The following is an 18,746-nucleotide window of genomic DNA, read 5'->3' as shown; positions in this document are numbered from 1 at the left end:
CGGTAACTGACCCGAACGGGTCTGGATCAAAGAAATCAGATTAGCTCCGGGGGCGGAGATAGCAGGTTGCGGTAGATTTCGTTATCGAAATTCGAAGTGTAGAAGAATGAGCTTTTGACCGGGATTAGCGTTACCGAGCGGTCAAAATGTACGCTATGTGAAATGAGTAGCTGGTCGTCGTTCAGTTTTTCAACCTCTGTTTTTTCCTCATTGTCACAGGAACCGGTATCACAAACCACAGATGCCTTTTCCTTGGCCAGCAACAAGCTGGCAACATCTGTGGCTTTACAGATGAGGAAGGCCGTAAGTAGTATGAGACAAAGTGTTCTGAACACGGAAAAACAGTTTTTTAAGAACCAAGTTAACACCTAACGCGTCTAAAACGTTCGATAAGGCACATTTTAGTGTAACCTGATTAAAATCTGATAAGAATTTGACAAAACAAATAAAAAAAGGGTCGTATCAACAACCCTTACTTATTTACTTTCCATTGCTTTTCGTTGTTCTCCAACCAACGCCCCACGAGGAACGCGCTGCTCAACAGAACTACATAAAAGGCAATCATAATAATAGTCATTGTCATAGTTGTACTCGATTATAATGCAACGTAAGATGAGCAAAAATAGCTAAAAAATGCCATATCGGCTCGTTGTTCACAAAAAATTAAAGTACTCCTTTTGTCGATGGCATGAAATCCAGCGCTTTAAGGTCGCGTTTGACGGCCATTTTAATCGCCTTGGCAAATGCTTTGAAAATCGATTCGATCTTATGGTGCTCGTTGTCTCCCTCCACCTTAATATTCAGATTTGAAAGCGAAGTGTCTGAGAATGACTTGAAAAAGTGGAAAAACATCTCAGTAGGCATTTCCCCGATTTTCTCTCTTTTAAACTCGGCATCCCACACAATCCACGGGCGGCCCGAAAAGTCGATCGCAACTTGCGCCAATGCTTCGTCCATTGGCAATAGGAAGCCATAGCGACTGATTCCGCGTTTGTCGCCGATCGCCTGGCGGTAAGCTTCGCCCAATGCAAGGGCGGTATCCTCAATGGTATGGTGCTCGTCGATATGCAAATCGCCTTCGACGCGGATCGTCAGGTCAGCACCGGAATGGCGGGCGAGCTGGTCGAGCATATGGTCGAAAAAGCCGAGGCCGGTATGGATATTCGAGCGGCCGCTGCCGTCGAGGTTCAGCTCCACTTTAATCTGCGTTTCCTTGGTATTTCTTTCCACAAAAGCTTTGCGGGAAGGCAGTTTTAAATGCTCGTATATCGCGTCCCAGTCGCTGGTAACCAATGCGGTGGCTTCATTCATCGGTTCGCTGACGCCTTCTTGCGGCAGTTCGGAACGGAAAAGGATGGCTTTTGCGCCGAGGTTTACAGCCAGTTGCACGTCGGTCAGGCGGTCGCCGATCACGTAGCTGTTGGCTAGATCATATTCATTCGAAAAATAAGTGGTAAGCATTCCGATGCCCGGTTTGCGGGTAGGCAGGTTATCTTCCGGAAAGCTGCGGTCGATATGCACGTCGGCGAAACGAATGTCCTCACCTTCGAGCGTTTTCACCATCTTGTTTTGAGCGGGCCAGAACGTATCTTCCGGGAAAGAGTCGGTACCCAGGCCGTCCTGATTAGTCACCATAACCAGTTCATAATCTGTCTCCTCCGCGATTTTACGTAGTGCAGAAATGGCTTTGGGCAGGAATTCTAGCTTTTCGAGGGAATCAACCTGGAAATCGGTGGGTGGCTCAACGATGATCGTACCGTCGCGATCGATAAATAGGACTTTTTTCATTAAAGCAGCGCTTATTTTTTTCGCAAAGTTCGCAAAGAATGCCTAATTGAAAAGCAGTTGCGCATGAATAATGCCGGATGCGGGAATTTTGTACGGTAGGAGAGCGGTTAGGAAATTGTAACTTTGCATTATAATCCGATATTAAAATGTTTACAGGAATCGTAGAATCAACCGCGGAGGTGGTGAATGTAGTGACGGAAGGGACCAACAAGACCTTTACTTTCGAATCGGGCATCGCCAACGAGTTCAAAATAGATCAGAGCGTGAGCCACAACGGCGTTTGCCTTACGGTAGTGGCTGTGGACGGCGACCAATATAAGGTAACGGCCATCGAGGAAACACTCTTGAAGACCAACCTGGGCGACCTTACGGCAGGCAGTAAAGTAAATCTTGAACGCTGTATGCCCGCAAACGGCCGTTTCGACGGGCATATCGTACAAGGTCATGTAGACCAAACCGCCACGTGCACACAGGTGCAGGAGCGCGACGGAAGCTGGCTGTTCGATTTTGAATATGATGCTTCGAAGGGCAATATTACTGTGGAAAAAGGTTCTATTTGCATTAATGGTGTGAGTCTCACGGTGTTCAATTCGGGTGAAAACTCATTTCGGGTCGCTATTATCCCTTACACCTATAACTTTACCAATTTCCATTCGTTAAAGGCCGGGGATACTGTTAACCTGGAATTTGATATTCTGGGTAAATACATCAAGAGAATTCTCGGTTCGTATGCGGTTTAGCATATTGGCATCTTGGAATATTACGTTTATTTTTACCCGTTTATAATCCCAAAGCGCATCAAATACATTCATGGCCAAAATAAGTACACAGTCCAGAACTGATCTTTTCATACACATCGGAATCATTGTCTCGCTGCTTTTGGTCCTATTTCTGGGGTTCTTTTTCGTTTACCTTCCTTTTACAACCAATCATGGCGAGGCCATTACAGTGCCCGACCTGAAAAAGAAAAGTGTAGCGGAGCTCGACGACTTCCTCGGCGATCGCGACTTGCGCTATGAGGTCGACTGTACTTTTGTGACCAACGTGCCCGCATTGACCATCATTTCGCAATATCCATTGCCCGGCTCAAAGGTGAAGGAAGGCCGTAAAATTTACGTAACGGTGGTTTCCCGCACCGCACCGCTGATCAAAATGCCGAAACTGACGGATATGACGCATCGCAGCGCGCAAATGCTGCTGAAAAGTGTGGGCCTGGAAGAGGGTAACATCTCCTATGTTCCGGATATGGCACAGAATGCGGTTTTGAGGCAATTGTATAATGGTAAGGAAATCCTGCCGGGTCAGCCGGTCGCGAAGGGCACGAAAATCGATCTGGAATTGGGGGAAGGGCTGGGTACGGCACAGTTTGAAGCGCCGTCGGCGATTGGAATGCCGCTGGATGAAGCGAAAATAGCGATTGTGGGAGCAGGGCTGAAAGTAGGCCAGGTAATGGAAGTGCCTGCCGAGGAAGGTCAGGCGCCGGGCTCGATCGTGCGGCAAAACCCCGACGCGGGCAACAAGGTAAGAATAGGGGACGTAATCGACTTGTGGGTAACCCCGCAGGCGCCTGAAACGACGGATAATGAAAATCAACCGCAGCAGTAAGAAATTCTTCACACACAGGATTTTTATTTGGGTTTGTGTGCTGGCCATGGTGCAAAGCCAGGTCGCGCGTGCGCAGTTGCGCATTGTACCGATCGATCAGGCCCGGTATAGTGATGAAATTGATGAGTCAGATTCGCAGCACCTCCGCACCCAGGCTTCGTTGAACCTGCCTTTTTTTGATGATTTTTCTACTACCAAAACCCTTTCTCCGAGCTCCAGATACTGGCTTCCCGGAAGTGGGGTTTACATTAATAACACGCTTGTTACCTCACATCCATCGGTTAATGTGGCTACATTCGATGGGTTGAATGCCAATGGCGTTCCCTACAATCTGGTGAACCCGTTGACGCAAGGCTACACCGATACGCTTACTTCCCAACCTGTCAATCTGAATGGCAGGGTAGCAGCCGACTCCATTTACCTCAGTTTTTACTGGGCTGCGAAAGGCCTGGGCGAATTGCCCGATTCGAGTGACTATTTGCAACTGGAATTTTACGGTAAAACACAGGAATGGGTGCCGGTGTGGAAACAACTGGGCTACGAGGTGGACACACTTTTTCATCAGCAGTTCATTTCCATTAAAGACCCTAATTACCTGCACGATGCTTTCCAGTTCCGTTTCAGATCCTATGGCCGGAGTTCGGGGCCTTACGATACCTGGCATTTGGATTATGTGTATTTAAATACAAAAAGATCCGTCAAACAGCCCTATTTGTTTGATGTGGCAATGCGGAAACCGGTTTCTAATATTCTCAAAAAATACACTGCAATGCCGCTGCGGCAATATCGCGTGAACCCGGCAGCAGCGACTGCGGATTCTGTGAAGACCGATATTGTCAATCATTTCAATAACTTCAACGTCCTCACGAGCACCTATACGCTCACGGACGCGCAGCGGGGCACCGAGTTCGCGCGCGTTGTGCAGCGTTCGATCTTCGTCGCGGCATTGAAATCACAGGGATTGGCAGCTAAGATTGCTCCCTTAAATGCGGCTGCTCAAATCGATAGCCTGCATTTGATCAGCAAATTCTTCGTCGCTACTACCGACACAATCCCGGGCGCGAATCTCAAAATGAATGATACCATTGTGGCAAGGGCTGCATTGACGGACTACTTCGCCTACGACGACGGCAGTGCCGAGTATGGTGTGCAGGTGAACCAGAAACTGGGCAAGGTAGCCGTACAATATGTGCTCGCCAAGGCCGACACGATTGGCGGCGTACGGATGTCGATGGTGTCTTTTAACAAGGACATTTCAGGACAAGGCTTTACTATCCAGATATACGGAAGCAAAGGCGGTAAGCCCGATCAGATCATTGCCCAGCGATCCGTTGCGGTGCGTTACCCGGCGGTACGTGATGGTTTTATCGATTACGCATTCGCCGCTCCGGTAGCGGTGCCAGATACTTTCTATGTAGGTTGGTTGCAGATCAACGACCAGCCGGTAACCGTAGGCTTCGACCGCAATTCACTTTTAGGTAGAAATGCGGTTTATTATAACCTAGGAACCGAATGGGCTAAGGAAACGTCCCTCAAAGGCTCGATTATGATTCGTCCTTACCTGGGAAAAAAGGCGCAAGGCATCATTACCGGCAATGAGCCGGCTGACAAGATCAATGCTATTTTCTATCCGAATCCGGCCAGAGGTGACGTGCGCTGGAATAATAAATCGCTCAAAAAGATCGAAGTTTATAACACGGGAGGCAGTCTGGTACATTCGCTGGCGCCCGCCCGCGATCAGCAGTCCGCTCCGGTTGAACATTTGAACCCGGGTATTTATATCTTTAAGGCCACCGATGGGAAACGTTCTTTTGTGCAAAAAATGTTAATCTCTCAATAGACTCAGTCGTCACAAATTTTTGAAATATGGATATTACCGTTGAAGAATTGAAAGAACGTCTTGAAAAGGGCGAAGATCTGCACTTTTACGACGTTCGCGAAGAACACGAATACGAAGAGGATAACCTCGGTGCGATATTGATCCCGCTCGGCGAGCTTCCCGATCACCTGGATGAGCTGGAAGCTTTGAAAGATGAGGAAATCATCATTCATTGCCGTTCAGGCGCTCGTAGCGGCAAAGCTGCCCGCTACCTCGAATCGCAAGGCTTCTCCAATGTACGCAATGTATTGGGAGGGATTCTGGCCTACCGCGAATTGGAAGACTAATACCAATCATTTGACGGGGCCGAGAGCTCCGTCAAATGTATTATTGAAAACTGGCTTGTTCCCGGACAAATGCTAAAAGCCGGTCGTACTCCCCGGGGTTGAACCATTCGAAATTCCCCTGATGCCTGAACCACGTAAGCTGCCGCTTGGCATAGCGCCGTGAGTTCTGTTTCAAAAGCCGCACCATTTCCTTTTCGTCATATTCGCCGTCGAGGTAGCTGTAAACTTCGCGGTATCCGACCGTTTTGAGCGCGTGGTGCTCCCGGTATGCTATCACGCTTTTCGCTTCCTCTACCAGCCCTTCTTGCAGCATGATGTCCATCCGATGGTCTATTCGCTGATAAAGTTCTGCCCGATCGCGGTCCAATGCGACATTAATGGGTTGAAACGGCCTGCTGCGGGCATTGTTTAGTTTAAACTGACTGATAGGCATACCCGAAGTATGAAACACTTCCAGCGCACGCACAACGCGCTGCGGATTGGCGATCTCGGGCGTATCAGCGAATACCGGATCGATAGCGCGGATTTCGTCTTGGAGCGAAGCAAGGCCGGAGTCGTTCAGTTTTTGCATTAACGATTCACGCAGACCTGGAAGAGGCGCAGGCAGGTCGTCGAGGCCTTCCAGGACGGCTTTGACATAGAAACCCGAGCCGCCTGTCATGATTACGATATCATACTTTTGAAAGAGCTCGCCGAGCAATGCCAGTGCATCGCGTTCGAAGTCGCCGGCGCTGTACGATTCTGAAATAGAATGGGAGTTTACAAAATGGTGCTTCGCCTGGGCCAATTCTTCCGGCGTGGGTTTTGCAGTACCAATGCTCAGTTCACGAAAAAACTGGCGCGAATCTGCGGATATGATTTCAGTACCGAGGTCGCGGGCAAGCCTGATGGACAATGCGGTTTTCCCTACCGCCGTCGGGCCTGCTATTGTAACCAGGTATTTCTGTGGGCTATTTGGCATTGTGCCGTTTTTATTTGAATTTTAATCAGCACAAAAATAGAGATATGGATTCCTCTACACTATTTTTTTTGATCATTACGCTTATCGCCGGTGGCCTGGCTGGTGCCGCGCTCAATACCTGGTTGCAGGGCAGGAAGTCCAAGAAATATGTGTCCACGCAGGAAGCGTCCGTGCTGATCGAACGGATCGAAAAGGTATTTAAAGTGGTAATGGCGGAGGGTTATTTTACCGAAATCTACAATTATCAGAACGACAAGAACATCTGGAACCTGATCAATGACAAGAAGAAAGCATTGATTATCGCCAAGGCTAAGGTGCTGGTTGGTTATGATTTTAGCAAACTGAAATTCCACAGGCCCGACGGCGAGCGTAAACTGGTAATCGATTTCTTTCCTGCTCCCGAAATACTGTCAATCGATACCGACTACAAGTTTTACGATATCGAGCAAGGCTGGCTGAACCGCTTCCACAGCGACGATTACACCGCCATTCTGAACGAGGCCAAGCAAACCATGAACGATAAGGCTATGGAAAGCGATTTGCCTCGCATTGCGGGCAATCAGGTGCAACTGATGATCTTTCAGCTAGCTGCTTCCATGAATTGGACTGTGGAGATGAAACTTCCCGATGGTAATGTGGCGATGCTGCGTGAGTTTAACAATTACCGTACACTGGAAGCGCAAATCGATTCTTTGGACAGCGGAAAGGAATAGTTATTTTTTTTATATAATTTATGCGTTAAACGCCCCTGTCCTCATCAGAACGGGATTTGCCAGCGTATCCACTCGTACAGTTCTTTTTAATCACTTTCTAAACTTTAACAGTTATGTTCAAAAAATTATTACTATTCGCCTCTGTGGTGTTGATGATTGCCATGATAAGTTGTAAAGGAGACGATGGAGCTGTTGGCCCCGCTGGCCCTGCCGGAGCTCAGGGACCTGCCGGTCCTGCGGGCCCAGCTGGTCAGGACGGTGAAGATGGCACTGGTGGCGGCGGCGCATTGATTATATCAACTGGCGAAATCGAAACAGACAGCACCGGAGGGTATCTTGCGGTTATTGAGAACCTAACTCCTGCACAGGACAGTGCGTTGAGTTCGTCAGCCATTTTGGTTTACGTGAAATCAGGAAACGCCTATTGGTCAATTCCCGGCCTCGTTCTTTTTACTGGGAACAAATTCAGCTCGTTCTCGTTCGCTCACGGTATACAGGAATCAGCATTCTTTGTCGATTTGTTTACAACCAATTGGAGCGAGGATCAGGACGATGCACCAAAAAGAACTTTCCAGGATTTGCGCATTGTCATCATTCCTGGCGAAGTTGTAGAGGCTGGCCGTTTAAGTGCTGAGACGCTCAAAGATTACAATAAAACGATCACTGCTCTTGGTTTGACAGACGCACCAGTGAAATTAGCCAGCAAATTGAAGTTGAACCTGAAAAGGCAATCACATATCCAACGGGCTAAATAAGAGTCAGAAAATTGAAAGAAAAAAGGTCAGTGCAGAGAATTATATCTCTTCACTGACCTTTTTTTATGAGCTTACATTGTCTGACAACCTTGCAGTTCATACGCTTGTAATGGAGAAATGTAAAAAGGGATTATTTGAATGTGCCTGCAAACAAAAAGAGCTTCCAATCGGAAGCTCTTTCGTATTTTGATGCTTGTTTGTCTTAGTATTCCCAAAGACCGTGTTCCAGTTCCATCAGTTCCTGTTCGTAGTTCAGGGATTTGATAAGGGCCTCTTTTTCGCCGTTGTAGATGTCGAGGAAGGCATTATCGTTGGCATTCGAGAACTTGGTGATCCGGCCGTAGAACAGGCGAAGGTCGAATGCATCCGCGAGGTTCTTGTTTTGGGCGGTATTATGGGTGTTATACCAAATGTATTTCTTAGGATCGCTTCTGAACAGTCTTTCAACATCTTTCCAGCGGAAGGAAGCTACCGGAAGTTCAAGACCTGTTGCTGTCTGGTCAGCCGGGAGAACGATCGTCAGCGTCTGAATATCGTTATACAAACGCGAACGTTTCTTATCGAAAACCCAGTCTTCTTTTACTTCAAGGATGCTAAGCTGATTAGGGAAATATTCCTCCTCTGATGCAGCTACCTGTTGTGTTTCGAAAGAAGTGCTGTCTGGTTTAGGTGCTTCCACTTTCGGCTCTTCCTGGGCTACCTCAGTTTTAGCGCCTTTTTTCGAAGATTTCTTCTTAGGAGGTCCCCATCCGTCGTCTTCCTGTGCTGCTTCTTTCTTGGTATCCTTTTTAGCCGCATTACCCCATCCGTCGTCGGCAGTGGCCGCTTGTTTGCTAGGGTCGGTTTTGGCTTTGGTATCCCAACCATCACTCTTGGCCGGCTCGCCGAAACCTGCTGCGAGTTCCTCCGCAGACAGACCCGCGGTCTGGTTAGGAACCAGGATGCGTTTATGTAGTTCGTCACCACCGATTTTCGTTGCGCAGGAGTCGTTTGTGTAAGCATCGATCAAGCCTGCTTTCGCCGCGTCCAATAAGTAACGTGTGATCTCATTGTTTTTAGAGAACATGGAAATGTTCTGCTTTTCTTTCAAATCGACCCGTCTCCAGAGCGTTCTTTTCATCATCACGTCGCCATCAGCAATCGGGCGTGACGAGAACTGATTCGCAGTCGAATCCTCTTTCTCCTGCGCAATTGCGGCAGTACTTGCAAGAGACAGCGACAGCAAAGACCATGCAATCGTTTTTCCGTTCATTCTTCTCATATCATACATAAAGTTGTATTGTCCAATCAACGACTAAAAGCGGCGGATTAGTATAGTATCACGCTACGAGTTTGGTTGCCCATTTCTACCTCGCTCACAGCACCTTTAAAGTTCTGGCGTTCTACCTTCAGAATTGAAATAACGTAACGGTCACCCGGCTGTGCTTGCGATGCCAGGGAGGAAATAGATCCTCCTCCGCCATTCAATGTAACGCCATTAATTCTTCTTGCACCACGGGCAAGCGAGATTTCAACCTGTGACACGCGGAATTTCGCATCGTCCGGCGAAAAGTTCTTAAATCCTTCGTCAGGAACGGCAATAACCTGAATGCTTCTTGCGGCTGATGCAGGAGTACCTTTACGCTCGTCGAATGCTGCTCCGTTTACGCGAACTTCCAGCGAAGGCTTTGGAACACGGTTCACCTTGAATGGTTCTGAACCCAAAACGTTACCTGCATTGCTTACTGTGATGTTCAGGCTGGCTTTGTTAGGGACAATCGTAAACTTGCCTTTCTGACCGCTGTTAATGATCTCTCCGCCGTCTGTTGAAAAGTTAGGCGCCCAAAGTGCTCCAAGAGCCGGGCTTTGGATGCTGAGCTTGTTAGCACAACCGAAATACAATGGAGGCAATGTCCCGGTTTCGATCTGGTAGGAAGGCTTCACGACGGAGTACTCCTGGGTCATTGTATAAGTAGTGTCTTTCCCGGAGGGGGTAGGGATGGTGATCTGCCCGCGAAGTTCTCTTTTGGCAATACCTTCTGCGTTGTAACCGCCACCTTGCGCAGTGAATTCGATCATACCCACGCCGTTTTCAACTTTAACAGGTGATCCGTTCAAGCTCATGCGGGGAGTGATACCCGATGCAGAAGCCGCGATGAACATTTGTCCTTTGAATTTGGTACCTGCAACCACCGTTTTTGCATCGGCACTCACCATTGCCAAAACGCGGTCGAATTTGATATCGGCTGCACCTACTTTGCTGGCAAGGTAATTCAGTACTTCACCTTCCATACGACGGATGTCGGTTTGTTTCTGGCTCAATACTGCCAATGCAGCTGCAACAGGAGTAGATTCGAAGTTTAGCTCTGCAAAGTCTTTGTTACGCTGGTCTTTGTTACCTTTTGCAACAGGGTCTTCGCGACCGTCAAGTGCGAGTCCAGGGAATTTGTTAGGTGAATAGTTGTTGAGCGATGTAGAGTAGCCGTTCAGTGTTTGTTTCAATTGGTATGCTTTACCATTTTTTCTTACACCAATCATCAATTCCGCTACTTTGGCTTCTTCCTGCGGGTTCTTAATTCCGCCTTCTTCATTGAAGCCGCCACCCGCATTGGTAATGATTTCCTGTTTCAGGGCATTCAGCTGGTTGGTCATGTCCGATGAAAGCTTGCGGACTTCGTCAGCTTGCTTGATCACAGCGACGTCAGCTGCACGGTTACCCGATTTCTCAACGGCAGCCTTAATTTTTAGCACCGTTTCCTGATTGATTTTATTCGCTGCTCCGGAGGATAATTCCAAAGAATTGTTCAGTAGGATGAATTTTTCGATGATAGCTGAACTTACCTGCAATGCGAGCATCGCCGTAAGTACCAGATACATCATTCCAATCATCTTTTGACGGGGTGTTTCTTTTCCACCTGCCATATTGTTGTGTAATCAGTTTTCAGTGATCGAATTATTTAACTAACAACAATGACTCTGCAAACCTGGGTGGGCAATCCCAACGGGAAGGCCCCGGACAGGAGGATTACAGAGTCATCGTCTGAGCGCTGTTACGCATTGCCGCCACGCATTGCGGTCAGCATGTTTCCGTAAATGCCGTTCAATGAAGAGATATTGTTGGTAAGTCTCGCCATTTCGCTCTTGAACACTTGCGACTCCTTCGTAGCGTCAGCCATGTTTTCCATAGCGGCTGTCAGGTTACCGTAGAAAGCATTCATCGCTTTCAGGTGTTTCGTAGTGTCTTGCAATTCCAGTTCGTACACAGCATTCAATGCACCCATGTTTTTGGTGATAAGCTGGAACTGGTCGCGGTACGACTGTGCGTCTTTCGTAGCATCAGCCATTGATGACATCGCGTTGATCGCTACGCCGTAGGACTTGTTCATGTCGCTGATAGCGGTTGAAGCAGTCTTTACATTTCTTGCGTAATCGTTAGTAGCAACAGTTGCGTCGGTAAGATCGCTGATTTTGCCAACTGTTTCAGACAGGTTTCTGAAACCTTTGCCCAAGCTGTCGAAAATCTCGGGAGAGATTTTAGCATTGTCGAGCATGTTATCCAGTTTGGCGGTGATATTGCTGCTAGGGGCTGAGCTTCTTGAGATAGCTGGTCCGCTGTAATCGTCGGCAAGTTCAGGGTAAACTCTCGTCCAATCCGGCTCTTTATCTGTCGACTGGGTCAAAGTTTGCAATGCATAAAGCAAAAAGATCAGAACCTCGGTTCCAAGACCTGCTGTCAAAAGCGGGCCACCGAAATCCCAGTGTTGAATTTTTGCCAAAGCTCCTAAAATTACGACGGCAGCACCCGCACTGTATATTGTTGGTACTAGTTTATCCCAAAAAAAATTAGGTCCGCTACTCTTAGCCATGTGAATTGAAATCGGTTACAGTGAAAAATTATAGTAAGTAAAGTGTTAGATTGATTCGGGCAGATCGTAAAAAAGAAGCAGTGTGTGAACGCTGCTTCTTTTGATGTGAAAGTCCTTATTAGCGACGGGCACGCGCGCCTCCTCGGTCGTTTACGTTATCCATTACACAACGGAAGCCGATGAATGCGCGGGTTTCGGTTTCGTACTCGAAGGTACGTGTACCTGTTTGCAGATAATATGCGATGTCTTTCCAGGAACCGCCTTTCACTACTTTGCGGGGTTCGCTTGGTTCGTCGTATTTCGGGTTCATATCCCATACGATGGCCGTCGCATTGTCGGTATAGGCATCGCCGGTCCATTCTGCTACGTTTCCTGCCATGTTATAAAGTCCGAAGTCGTTCGGGTTGTAGGCATTGGCCGGGCCGGTGTATGGATAGCCGTCGGCGTCGTAATTTCCGCGCTGCGGTTTGAAGTTCGCCAGGAAGCAACCTTTTGCATTCATGGTGTAAGGGTTACCCCAAGGATATTTGGCAACCGCGCGACCACCTCTTGCAGCCCATTCCCACTCCGCTTCGCTTGGAAGACGGAAGCCGGTAGAGTTGAACTGGCCTTCTTTGTTCTGGAAATCGTGAAGCAGGTTGGTACGCCATTTTGAAAAGTATGTCGCCGCAATCCAGCTCACTCCTACCACAGGATAAGTATCGAAGCCTGGGTGTTGATAGTAATATTCTACGAACGGATCACCATTGGAATATGCAAAGTCTTTCTTCCAAACAGTAGTATCGGGATAGTACTTGGCCATGATTTCCTCTTCACCGAGTACGGATACCGAGTCAACGAGCAACGCATTCACGAACTGACGATATTCGTTGTTGGTGATCTCAGTGTCATCCATAAAAAATGAACTGATAGTCACCCGGCGGTTCATGTTGTTCATGGAGGAAGCGATGTCTTCGTCAGCCTGGCCCATCACAAAAGAACCTGAGGGGATCACGACCATTCCGGCCGGTGTAGTCTGCTTGAAACCCTTGCGGGCAGTAGCAGTGATTTCACCGTTTTGAATACCGCTTTCTTCTTTTCCTCCCTTGCCAAACTTGCTTTTGAGAAAACCGCAGCTTTGCAAGAGCATTATTGCGGCTACCAGAAGCAGGCTTTTGACTCCATCCCGATAGAACACTTTCACATTCATAGTGGTTTTGTAAATTTTGATAATAAAATGCTAGCCTAAAAACGTCAACGAATGATATCTAGTATACTTGAAATAAAACAAAATGTGAACGCCTGTCCGAATGGGCTCCGGATGATTTCGCCATCGAAATCGTCACGGATCAGTTACTAAATCAGGTGTTTATCGACTTAACGTAAGAATAATGCAATTGGTATGGAAGCCGAACATTTTACAAATATAAATCAAAGTTTCGCAAACTGATTCACACGACTTACCAAGAGGTTTGTAAAAAGCGTCGATTTGATAGCCAATTCTTGGATTTTTAATAATTTGATGATAAAATATTACTATATCGGATGGCGTTTAGGCGAACCTGCTAAAAGCGGAAACGCGGTGTCCGGATAGGAGCTTTTTTACCGAATTTCGGAGAAGGAAGGGCGTAAGAAAGCAGTACTTCGAAAGAAGAAGGTGACTTCGCTTTGTTGCCGCCTACGACCATGTCATACGCACCCGAGAGCCGCAGAGATTGATCCGACAGCAGGTAAATGCCGCCCATGATGATGAAGTAGGTATCTTGCTGACGGTAAGTACCGCCAATCCAGTAGCGTTTGTTATAAGTCAATGTGGCGCCACCTTCAACCGATACGGTATTAATGTCCGACTTGACAAGTACGATCGGCTGGATATCGAGCAGGTAGCCCAGTTCCAGATTTACACCCGCATTGAAGTAAAGCGTGCGTGGAAGCGGATTGGTACCTGTTTCCGAGCCGAGCTGGTATTTCGGTTTCAGGAAGTGGTTCAAAGAAAGTCCTGCATAGAAAGTCTCGTTTTCATAACGAGCGCCAACAGAGAAATCCGGATTAATTTCGGCGACAGTACCCGTCAGGATCAATGGATCGTCAGGGTCGCGGGCGCGTAGCTTGCCGTAGTCGATGGCCTGGCGGAACAACCCCGCGCTAACGCCAACCCCTAATTTACCGCCACCAAGAGGAAGTTGATATGCTGCACTCAGTTTAAAATCCTGGTCCGTCCTGGGGCCGCTTTTGTCGTTCAATGCATAGAAACCAATACCGAAGTTTTTGATCGGCATACTGAAAGAGAAAAGCTGTGTGGAAAGTGCACCGCCTGTATCGTCGATGTTAGTGCCTTGGTAACCTGCGTATTGCGTCCTGTGCGTGAGCTGGAACTTGGTGAGTCCATCGGCACCTGCTGCCGCCGGGTTCAGGTAAAGCTGGTTCAGCGAGAACAAACTGAACTGCGCGTCCTTCTGGGCAATGGCGCAAAGCGGTAGGAAAAGCATTAATGCAAAGAGCCGGATATATCTGGTACTTCGAAGAGTAAAGGTCAAAGTCATGCCGCAGGAATAGATTTAAGGATCACGCTGATATGCTTTCGGATTTAGATTGATAACGCATATTGCTTAAAAAAATTGATATAAACATGAAAAAGCCCCGGATTTTTTCCGGGGCTTTTTGTGCTATTGTAAAGCTGTTTATACGTTGTTCGCTTTGCGGATGTACAGGTCGAGTGCGCCTGTCATCGAAGGTGCATTGGGCAGTGGCGCCTGGATATCCAGGAAGAGCCCTGCATCTTCAACCGCCTTCGCCGTGGTAGGGCCGAATGCTGCAATGCGGGTATTGTTCTGTTTGAAATCAGGGAAGTTGTCGAAAAGTGACTTGATCCCAGACGGGCTGAAAAATGCGATGATATCGTAATACACATCTTCCAGGTCGGACAGATCCGCTGAAACCGTCTGATACATAGTGGCTTCTGTGAAGTGGAATTCCTCCGTGTCCGCAAATTCAGGGATGTCGTTCTTCCGCACATCCGAGCACGGGTACAGGAATTTCTCCTTTTTATGTTTCCGCATCAGTTCGATCAGTTCGGCGGCCGTTTTGGTACCTGTGAAGATCTTTCTCTTGCGAATCACGATGTATTTCTGAAGGTAATTGGCCGTCTGCTCCGAAATACAGAAATATTTCATAGTAGCCGGCACTTCTACGCGGCCTTCGTTGCAAATACGGAAGAAATGGTCAATCGCGTTACGGCTTGTGAAAATGACAGCCGTATGGTCCAGGATGTTAACTTTTTGCTTGCGAAAGTCTTTGTAGGAAACTCCGTCGACCTGAATGAACGGCCGGAAATCAACCTTGATATTATACTTTCTGGCTAATTCATAGTAAGGTGAATTCTCGTCTGCTGGTCGGGATTGACTTACTAAAAGGCTGGTTACTTTTTTAAGCCTGTCCTGATCAAAATTGATGGTATCACTCATGTATAATCCTCATTAGTTTATTCCCAACTCATGTTTCCTGACTACAAAGCAAACTTCATACTCACAATGAGCGGGATTATTTCGATGACACAAAGGTAAGAAAATAAATAGAGATTAATCAACGAGCCTGTCGGCTTGGCTACAACATATAGTCCGATGAACCGGGCAATGTAGAAAAAAAGAAATGGCAGAAGCACGTACGGCCTGCCCGCTTCCAGCCAGTTGATATGGTTGGAGTACAGGCCGAAAATGACCAGAAACACCAAAGCGTAAAACAGGTACGACGATTGTACGATCTTGATGAAAATAATGTCGACTTGCTTGTCCAGGTTGAGCATATTCCCCGCCAGGACCATGAATATGTACTTCGCGTAGATCAGCAAAAAGAAGATCACCGAAAGAATGCAGAAGTCACCAAGTATCTGTAATGTGTTGACTTTGTCGGAAAGTATTGTGCTGACTGAGAACAGGTTGAGTCGGTTAATGGACAGATAGATCACTGTAAAACCCATCATCATCGAACTGATCGCAACGAAGAAAATCACGGTGTTACTGTAAGGCTTGTTGATCTTCGAAAGCTGGTCGCGCGGGTCGTTGTTGAAAAATTCAATAGGATTTATTAAACGGATAAAAGAAAGCGGGTTCAGGTTGAAAATCCACGCATTCAGTATCAGGATAATGATCAATGCGATCCCTGCAAATGTGCCGAAAGGCGTGAAGGAAATCGGCTTGATATTGATAAAACCTGAGCGCGCCGGTGAGATGGCCTCGGTGTCCGTCAGCTTCTTCTTGTTACAAAGAATGACCGTCTTATCGCCAATGCCCGGACTACCGTAGATGGTCAGCAGCAGTTCGTCTTTACGGTAAATGCGGTGCAGGCTGTCGAGGTTAAGTTCCTGCCATTTACCTGCGGCAATGCGGTTTTGCAATGCACCTTCAAGAAAAAGGTAGCTCTCGTTTTCGGAATGTACCAGTAGGGAATAGCGCCTGTTTTTGACAAGGTCAATGTAAAGGCTTGCGAAGCGTGTTCCTTCGTTGACGCCCTGTGAAAAAGGAACATAGTTTTTGTAACCCTCATTGTAAACCAGCCAGTCGTCCTGGTAACTGTAAACGGGGAAGAACTGGCCCGGCGGGTTCACTTTGGCGGCGCCGTGCGCCAGCGAGCCCAACAAGGTTATTGCCGTAAAAAAAGCCCAAAAAACAGTCGAAAAAATGGACTTCATCGGTACAAAAAAGGCTGGGTTTCCCCAGCCCTTTGATCAAAGTCAGTTAGCAATGATTATTTCTTTCCAAGTGCAAGAAGCATCGTTTCGCCGATCAATGCAGGAGATTCTGCCACGAAGATGCCCGACTCTTTCATAATTCTGATTTTCGCTTCCGCAGTATCATCAGCGCCGCCGATGATCGCACCCGCGTGGCCCATGCGACGTCCTTTCGGAGCAGTCTGGCCGGCGATGAAACCTACAACAGGCTTTTTGTTACCGGTAGATTTGATGTATGCAGCAGCGTCCGCTTCCATGCTTCCGCCAATTTCACCGATCATTACGATCGCTTCCGTTTCGTCGTCGTTCATCAGCAGCTCTACCGCTTCTTTGGTAGTAGTACCGATAATAGGGTCACCGCCGATACCGATTGCCGTAGTTTGGCCCAATCCGGCGCGTGAAAGCTGATCTACCGCTTCGTAAGTAAGTGTTCCGGATTTCGATACGAGACCGATCGTTCCTTTTTTGAAGATGAAACCAGGCATGATACCTACTTTACATTCTTCCGCAGTGATAATTCCAGGGCAGTTAGGGCCGATGAGGCGCGTGTTTTTGCCTTTGATATATTCTTTTGCCTGCATCATGTCTTTGGTAGGAATACCTTCGGTGATACAAACGATAACGCCGATACCAGCATCAGCAGCTTCCATGATCGCGTCGGCAGCGAAAGCCGGTGGAACAAAAATGATCGAAACGTCTGCACCGGTAGCGCGTACGGCAAGGTCAACTGTATTAAAAACAGGTCTTTCCAAATGAGAAAGCCCACCTTTGCCAGGCGTAACACCACCTACGACATTCGTACCGTATTCAATCATTTGCTGGGCGTGGAACGAGCCCTCCGAACCGGTAAATCCCTGAACTATAATCTTGGAGTTTTTATTAACTAAAACGCTCATGTTGGTAAATCAGTTTTTTCGGTAAAAGTAGGACGAAAAGCACGAAGTAGCAAAATGTAGGCATAATTTGTAAATTGCTTTTTTGACATCATGATGGCTGTTTATGAACATATTTCTTAATCCACATATATTTTCCAACCTCGTTTTGGCGATCACCAGTTTATTTGTCTTTGCCCGGTATTTCAGGCAACAGCAGGTTTTAGTGCGGTGGCTCTGGGGCATTTTCTTCGGGAGTATCGCGCTCGTCGCTTTTACCGATCTCCTGTTTTATGCCGGTGTGGAAGGGCTGGCGATGGCCCATGAAGTATTCGAAGCAGGGGAGATGACGCTGGGCGCGCTGTGCCTGGTAACGGCCTCGTGGTGCCTCATCATGCGGTATGAAAGCGGCTCGTTCCTGTTTTGGTCAACGGTGGGGCTGGGCACGTTGCTGCTGTACTGCATCACCTGGTTTCGGGTGGAATATGTGGGCCTGATCATCAAAGCTTTTTGCATTCTGGTAACATTGCTCATCTCTTGCGTGGGGCTTGCCAACCGCCAGAAGAGCGCATTATGGACCTTGTTTTCGATGATGCTGCTGGCGCTTTCGACCAAGTCGGGAAAGCTGCCATTGCCTATGGACCCGGTGGATATCAACCACTACATGATGGTGTTATCGGTCATTTGCGTGGGCAGGGCCGTGCGCGACCAGTACAAGATCCTTTTTTAAGTTCAAACAATTGTTAATGGATTGCATTTTTCGGAGCGCGTGTCGTAAATTGCACCAGTTAATCTTAACCAACACAAGTTTACTAATACTCAGAATATGAAAAGGACCAAGTATGGCGTAATGCTTCTTGCCTCTGTTTTGGCTTTCGGAGCAGTTACATTGAACCCTGTTTCGGCTAAAATATCTCCTGCAAAAGAAGTAGCAAGCGATGTGAAGCAAGCTAAGACGATCGTGATCAAAGGAAGTGATGCAATGCAGTTCGACCTGAAAGAGATCAAAGTGAAAGCTGGTCAGAAAGTGAAATTGACCCTGACTCACTCGGGTAAACTCGCCAAAGCTGCTATGGGCCACAACTGGGTGCTTCTGAAACCAGGTACCGACGTAGCTGCATTCGGATCGAAAGCTGCTGCTGCGAGAGAAACAGATTACATCCCTGCATCAGAAAAAGCGAGCATTCTTGCGCATACCAAACTGGTAGGCGGTGGTGAAAGCGATACGATCGAGTTCACAGCTCCTGCAAAAGGAACTTACACCTACATTTGCAGCTTCCCAGGCCACTACGCGCTGATGAAAGGTAGCTTCATCGTTGAATAAGCGAACCTGAAA

19 protein-coding genes are annotated in these 18,746 nt (G+C 47.6%); 8 read left to right on the top strand and 11 right to left on the bottom strand.

Annotation, left to right across the window (positions count from 1 at the left end; all coding sequences use genetic code 11):
• Window positions 1-35: 35 nt before the first annotated feature.
• Window positions 36-335: a hypothetical protein gene (locus BLQ88_RS07360; protein ID WP_229212610.1), complete on the bottom strand. Its 300-nt coding sequence runs from the start codon at window positions 333-335 to the stop codon at window positions 36-38.
• A gap of 328 nt (window positions 336-663) precedes the next feature.
• A complete protein-coding gene (hisB, locus tag BLQ88_RS07355) occupies window positions 664-1,788 on the bottom strand; it encodes a bifunctional histidinol-phosphatase/imidazoleglycerol-phosphate dehydratase HisB (protein WP_090148069.1) in 1,125 nt (374 codons plus the stop codon).
• Between the two features lie 146 nt (window positions 1,789-1,934).
• On the opposite strand from hisB, the gene BLQ88_RS07350 reads away from it, so the two are divergent.
• The 4 genes from BLQ88_RS07350 to BLQ88_RS07335 all read left to right on the top strand — a co-directional run bounded on the left by BLQ88_RS07350 (window position 1,935) and on the right by BLQ88_RS07335 (window position 5,559).
• A complete protein-coding gene (locus tag BLQ88_RS07350) occupies window positions 1,935-2,528 on the top strand; it encodes a riboflavin synthase (protein ID WP_090148067.1) in 594 nt (197 codons plus the stop codon).
• Window positions 2,529-2,598: 70 nt separating this feature from the next.
• A complete protein-coding gene (locus BLQ88_RS07345; protein WP_090148066.1) occupies window positions 2,599-3,393 on the top strand; it encodes a PASTA domain-containing protein in 795 nt (264 codons plus the stop codon).
• The gene (locus BLQ88_RS07340; RefSeq protein ID WP_090148064.1) at window positions 3,371-5,233 is read left to right on the top strand and encodes a T9SS type A sorting domain-containing protein; all 1,863 of its coding nucleotides are present in this window, start codon (window positions 3,371-3,373) and stop codon (window positions 5,231-5,233) included. The genes BLQ88_RS07345 and BLQ88_RS07340 overlap by 23 nt, the downstream gene beginning before the upstream one ends.
• A gap of 26 nt (window positions 5,234-5,259) precedes the next feature.
• Entirely contained in the window at window positions 5,260-5,559 is a 300-nt protein-coding gene (locus tag BLQ88_RS07335; protein ID WP_015812387.1) for a rhodanese-like domain-containing protein, read from the top strand.
• Between the two features lie 40 nt (window positions 5,560-5,599).
• Here BLQ88_RS07335 and miaA read toward each other — a convergent pair whose 3' ends face one another.
• Window positions 5,600-6,520 carry a tRNA (adenosine(37)-N6)-dimethylallyltransferase MiaA gene (gene miaA, locus BLQ88_RS07330; RefSeq protein WP_090148063.1) on the bottom strand — a complete coding sequence of 307 codons (921 nt, stop codon included), beginning with the start codon at window positions 6,518-6,520 and terminating at the stop codon, window positions 5,600-5,602.
• A gap of 44 nt (window positions 6,521-6,564) precedes the next feature.
• Here miaA and BLQ88_RS07325 point away from each other — a divergent pair, with 44 nt between their 5' ends.
• Together BLQ88_RS07325 and BLQ88_RS07320 are read left to right on the top strand one after the other, a co-directional pair.
• Entirely contained in the window at window positions 6,565-7,233 is a 669-nt protein-coding gene (locus BLQ88_RS07325) for a DUF4230 domain-containing protein (protein ID WP_090148061.1), read from the top strand.
• A gap of 113 nt (window positions 7,234-7,346) precedes the next feature.
• Entirely contained in the window at window positions 7,347-7,988 is a 642-nt protein-coding gene (locus BLQ88_RS07320) for a hypothetical protein (protein ID WP_090148060.1), read from the top strand.
• A 202-nt stretch (window positions 7,989-8,190) separates the two neighbouring features.
• Here BLQ88_RS07320 and porN read toward each other — a convergent pair whose 3' ends face one another.
• The 8 genes from porN to sucD all read right to left on the bottom strand — a co-directional run bounded on the left by porN (window position 8,191) and on the right by sucD (window position 17,434).
• The gene (gene porN, locus BLQ88_RS07315; RefSeq protein WP_176884930.1) at window positions 8,191-9,258 is read right to left on the bottom strand and encodes a type IX secretion system ring subunit PorN/GldN; all 1,068 of its coding nucleotides are present in this window, start codon (window positions 9,256-9,258) and stop codon (window positions 8,191-8,193) included.
• A gap of 38 nt (window positions 9,259-9,296) precedes the next feature.
• Window positions 9,297-10,889: a type IX secretion system motor protein PorM/GldM gene (gene porM / locus BLQ88_RS07310; protein WP_090148057.1), complete on the bottom strand. Its 1,593-nt coding sequence runs from the start codon at window positions 10,887-10,889 to the stop codon at window positions 9,297-9,299.
• Window positions 10,890-11,017: 128 nt separating this feature from the next.
• Window positions 11,018-11,833, bottom strand: coding sequence for a type IX secretion system motor protein PorL/GldL (porL, locus tag BLQ88_RS07305; RefSeq protein ID WP_090148055.1), 816 nt, complete (start codon window positions 11,831-11,833; stop codon window positions 11,018-11,020).
• A 118-nt stretch (window positions 11,834-11,951) separates the two neighbouring features.
• On the bottom strand, window positions 11,952-13,022 hold the full coding sequence (porK, locus tag BLQ88_RS07300) for a T9SS ring complex lipoprotein PorK/GldK (RefSeq protein WP_090148054.1): 1,071 nt from the start codon (window positions 13,020-13,022) through the stop codon (window positions 11,952-11,954).
• 355 nt (window positions 13,023-13,377) lie between these two features.
• Window positions 13,378-14,355, bottom strand: a complete 978-nt coding sequence (locus tag BLQ88_RS07295; RefSeq protein ID WP_176884928.1) for a PorP/SprF family type IX secretion system membrane protein — start codon at window positions 14,353-14,355, stop codon at window positions 13,378-13,380.
• Window positions 14,356-14,493: 138 nt separating this feature from the next.
• Entirely contained in the window at window positions 14,494-15,276 is a 783-nt protein-coding gene (locus BLQ88_RS07290) for a uroporphyrinogen-III synthase (RefSeq protein ID WP_090148052.1), read from the bottom strand.
• 41 nt (window positions 15,277-15,317) lie between these two features.
• Entirely contained in the window at window positions 15,318-16,499 is a 1,182-nt protein-coding gene (locus BLQ88_RS07285) for a DUF4271 domain-containing protein (protein ID WP_090148051.1), read from the bottom strand.
• A 56-nt stretch (window positions 16,500-16,555) separates the two neighbouring features.
• Window positions 16,556-17,434, bottom strand: a complete 879-nt coding sequence (gene sucD, locus BLQ88_RS07280) for a succinate--CoA ligase subunit alpha (RefSeq protein WP_015812376.1) — start codon at window positions 17,432-17,434, stop codon at window positions 16,556-16,558.
• A 103-nt stretch (window positions 17,435-17,537) separates the two neighbouring features.
• Here sucD and BLQ88_RS07275 point away from each other — a divergent pair, with 103 nt between their 5' ends.
• Both BLQ88_RS07275 and azu read left to right on the top strand, forming a co-directional pair.
• A complete protein-coding gene (locus BLQ88_RS07275) occupies window positions 17,538-18,140 on the top strand; it encodes a hypothetical protein (protein ID WP_090148050.1) in 603 nt (200 codons plus the stop codon).
• 96 nt (window positions 18,141-18,236) lie between these two features.
• Complete coding sequence (gene azu / locus BLQ88_RS07270) at window positions 18,237-18,734, top strand: azurin (RefSeq protein WP_090148049.1); 498 nt, start codon at window positions 18,237-18,239, stop codon at window positions 18,732-18,734.
• Window positions 18,735-18,746: the final 12 nt, after the last annotated feature.

Origin of the sequence: Dyadobacter soli, from assembly GCF_900101885.1 — a bacterium.
Lineage (GTDB): Bacteria > Bacteroidota > Bacteroidia > Cytophagales > Spirosomataceae > Dyadobacter > Dyadobacter soli.
This window is presented reverse-complemented; position numbering and strand designations above follow the sequence as displayed.

Bases quoted from the DNA above. Each gene is read 5' to 3' on its own strand.
- hisB (WP_090148069.1), bottom strand. From the start codon at position 1,788: ATGAAAAAAGTCCTATTTATCGATCGCGACGGTACGATCATCGTTGAG.
- BLQ88_RS07350 (WP_090148067.1), top strand. From the start codon at position 1,935: ATGTTTACAGGAATCGTAGAATCAACCGCGGAGGTGGTGAATGTAGTG.
- BLQ88_RS07345 (WP_090148066.1), top strand. From the start codon at position 2,599: ATGGCCAAAATAAGTACACAGTCCAGAACTGATCTTTTCATACACATC.
- BLQ88_RS07340 (WP_090148064.1), top strand. From the start codon at position 3,371: ATGAAAATCAACCGCAGCAGTAAGAAATTCTTCACACACAGGATTTTT.
- BLQ88_RS07335 (WP_015812387.1), top strand. From the start codon at position 5,260: ATGGATATTACCGTTGAAGAATTGAAAGAACGTCTTGAAAAGGGCGAA.
- miaA (WP_090148063.1), bottom strand. From the start codon at position 6,520: ATGCCAAATAGCCCACAGAAATACCTGGTTACAATAGCAGGCCCGACG.
- BLQ88_RS07325 (WP_090148061.1), top strand. From the start codon at position 6,565: ATGGATTCCTCTACACTATTTTTTTTGATCATTACGCTTATCGCCGGT.
- BLQ88_RS07320 (WP_090148060.1), top strand. From the start codon at position 7,347: ATGTTCAAAAAATTATTACTATTCGCCTCTGTGGTGTTGATGATTGCC.
- porN (WP_176884930.1), bottom strand. From the start codon at position 9,258: ATGTATGATATGAGAAGAATGAACGGAAAAACGATTGCATGGTCTTTG.
- porM (WP_090148057.1), bottom strand. From the start codon at position 10,889: ATGGCAGGTGGAAAAGAAACACCCCGTCAAAAGATGATTGGAATGATG.
- porL (WP_090148055.1), bottom strand. From the start codon at position 11,833: ATGGCTAAGAGTAGCGGACCTAATTTTTTTTGGGATAAACTAGTACCA.
- porK (WP_090148054.1), bottom strand. From the start codon at position 13,022: ATGAATGTGAAAGTGTTCTATCGGGATGGAGTCAAAAGCCTGCTTCTG.
- BLQ88_RS07295 (WP_176884928.1), bottom strand. From the start codon at position 14,355: ATGACTTTGACCTTTACTCTTCGAAGTACCAGATATATCCGGCTCTTT.
- BLQ88_RS07290 (WP_090148052.1), bottom strand. From the start codon at position 15,276: ATGAGTGATACCATCAATTTTGATCAGGACAGGCTTAAAAAAGTAACC.
- BLQ88_RS07285 (WP_090148051.1), bottom strand. From the start codon at position 16,499: ATGAAGTCCATTTTTTCGACTGTTTTTTGGGCTTTTTTTACGGCAATA.
- sucD (WP_015812376.1), bottom strand. From the start codon at position 17,434: ATGAGCGTTTTAGTTAATAAAAACTCCAAGATTATAGTTCAGGGATTT.
- BLQ88_RS07275 (WP_090148050.1), top strand. From the start codon at position 17,538: ATGAACATATTTCTTAATCCACATATATTTTCCAACCTCGTTTTGGCG.
- azu (WP_090148049.1), top strand. From the start codon at position 18,237: ATGAAAAGGACCAAGTATGGCGTAATGCTTCTTGCCTCTGTTTTGGCT.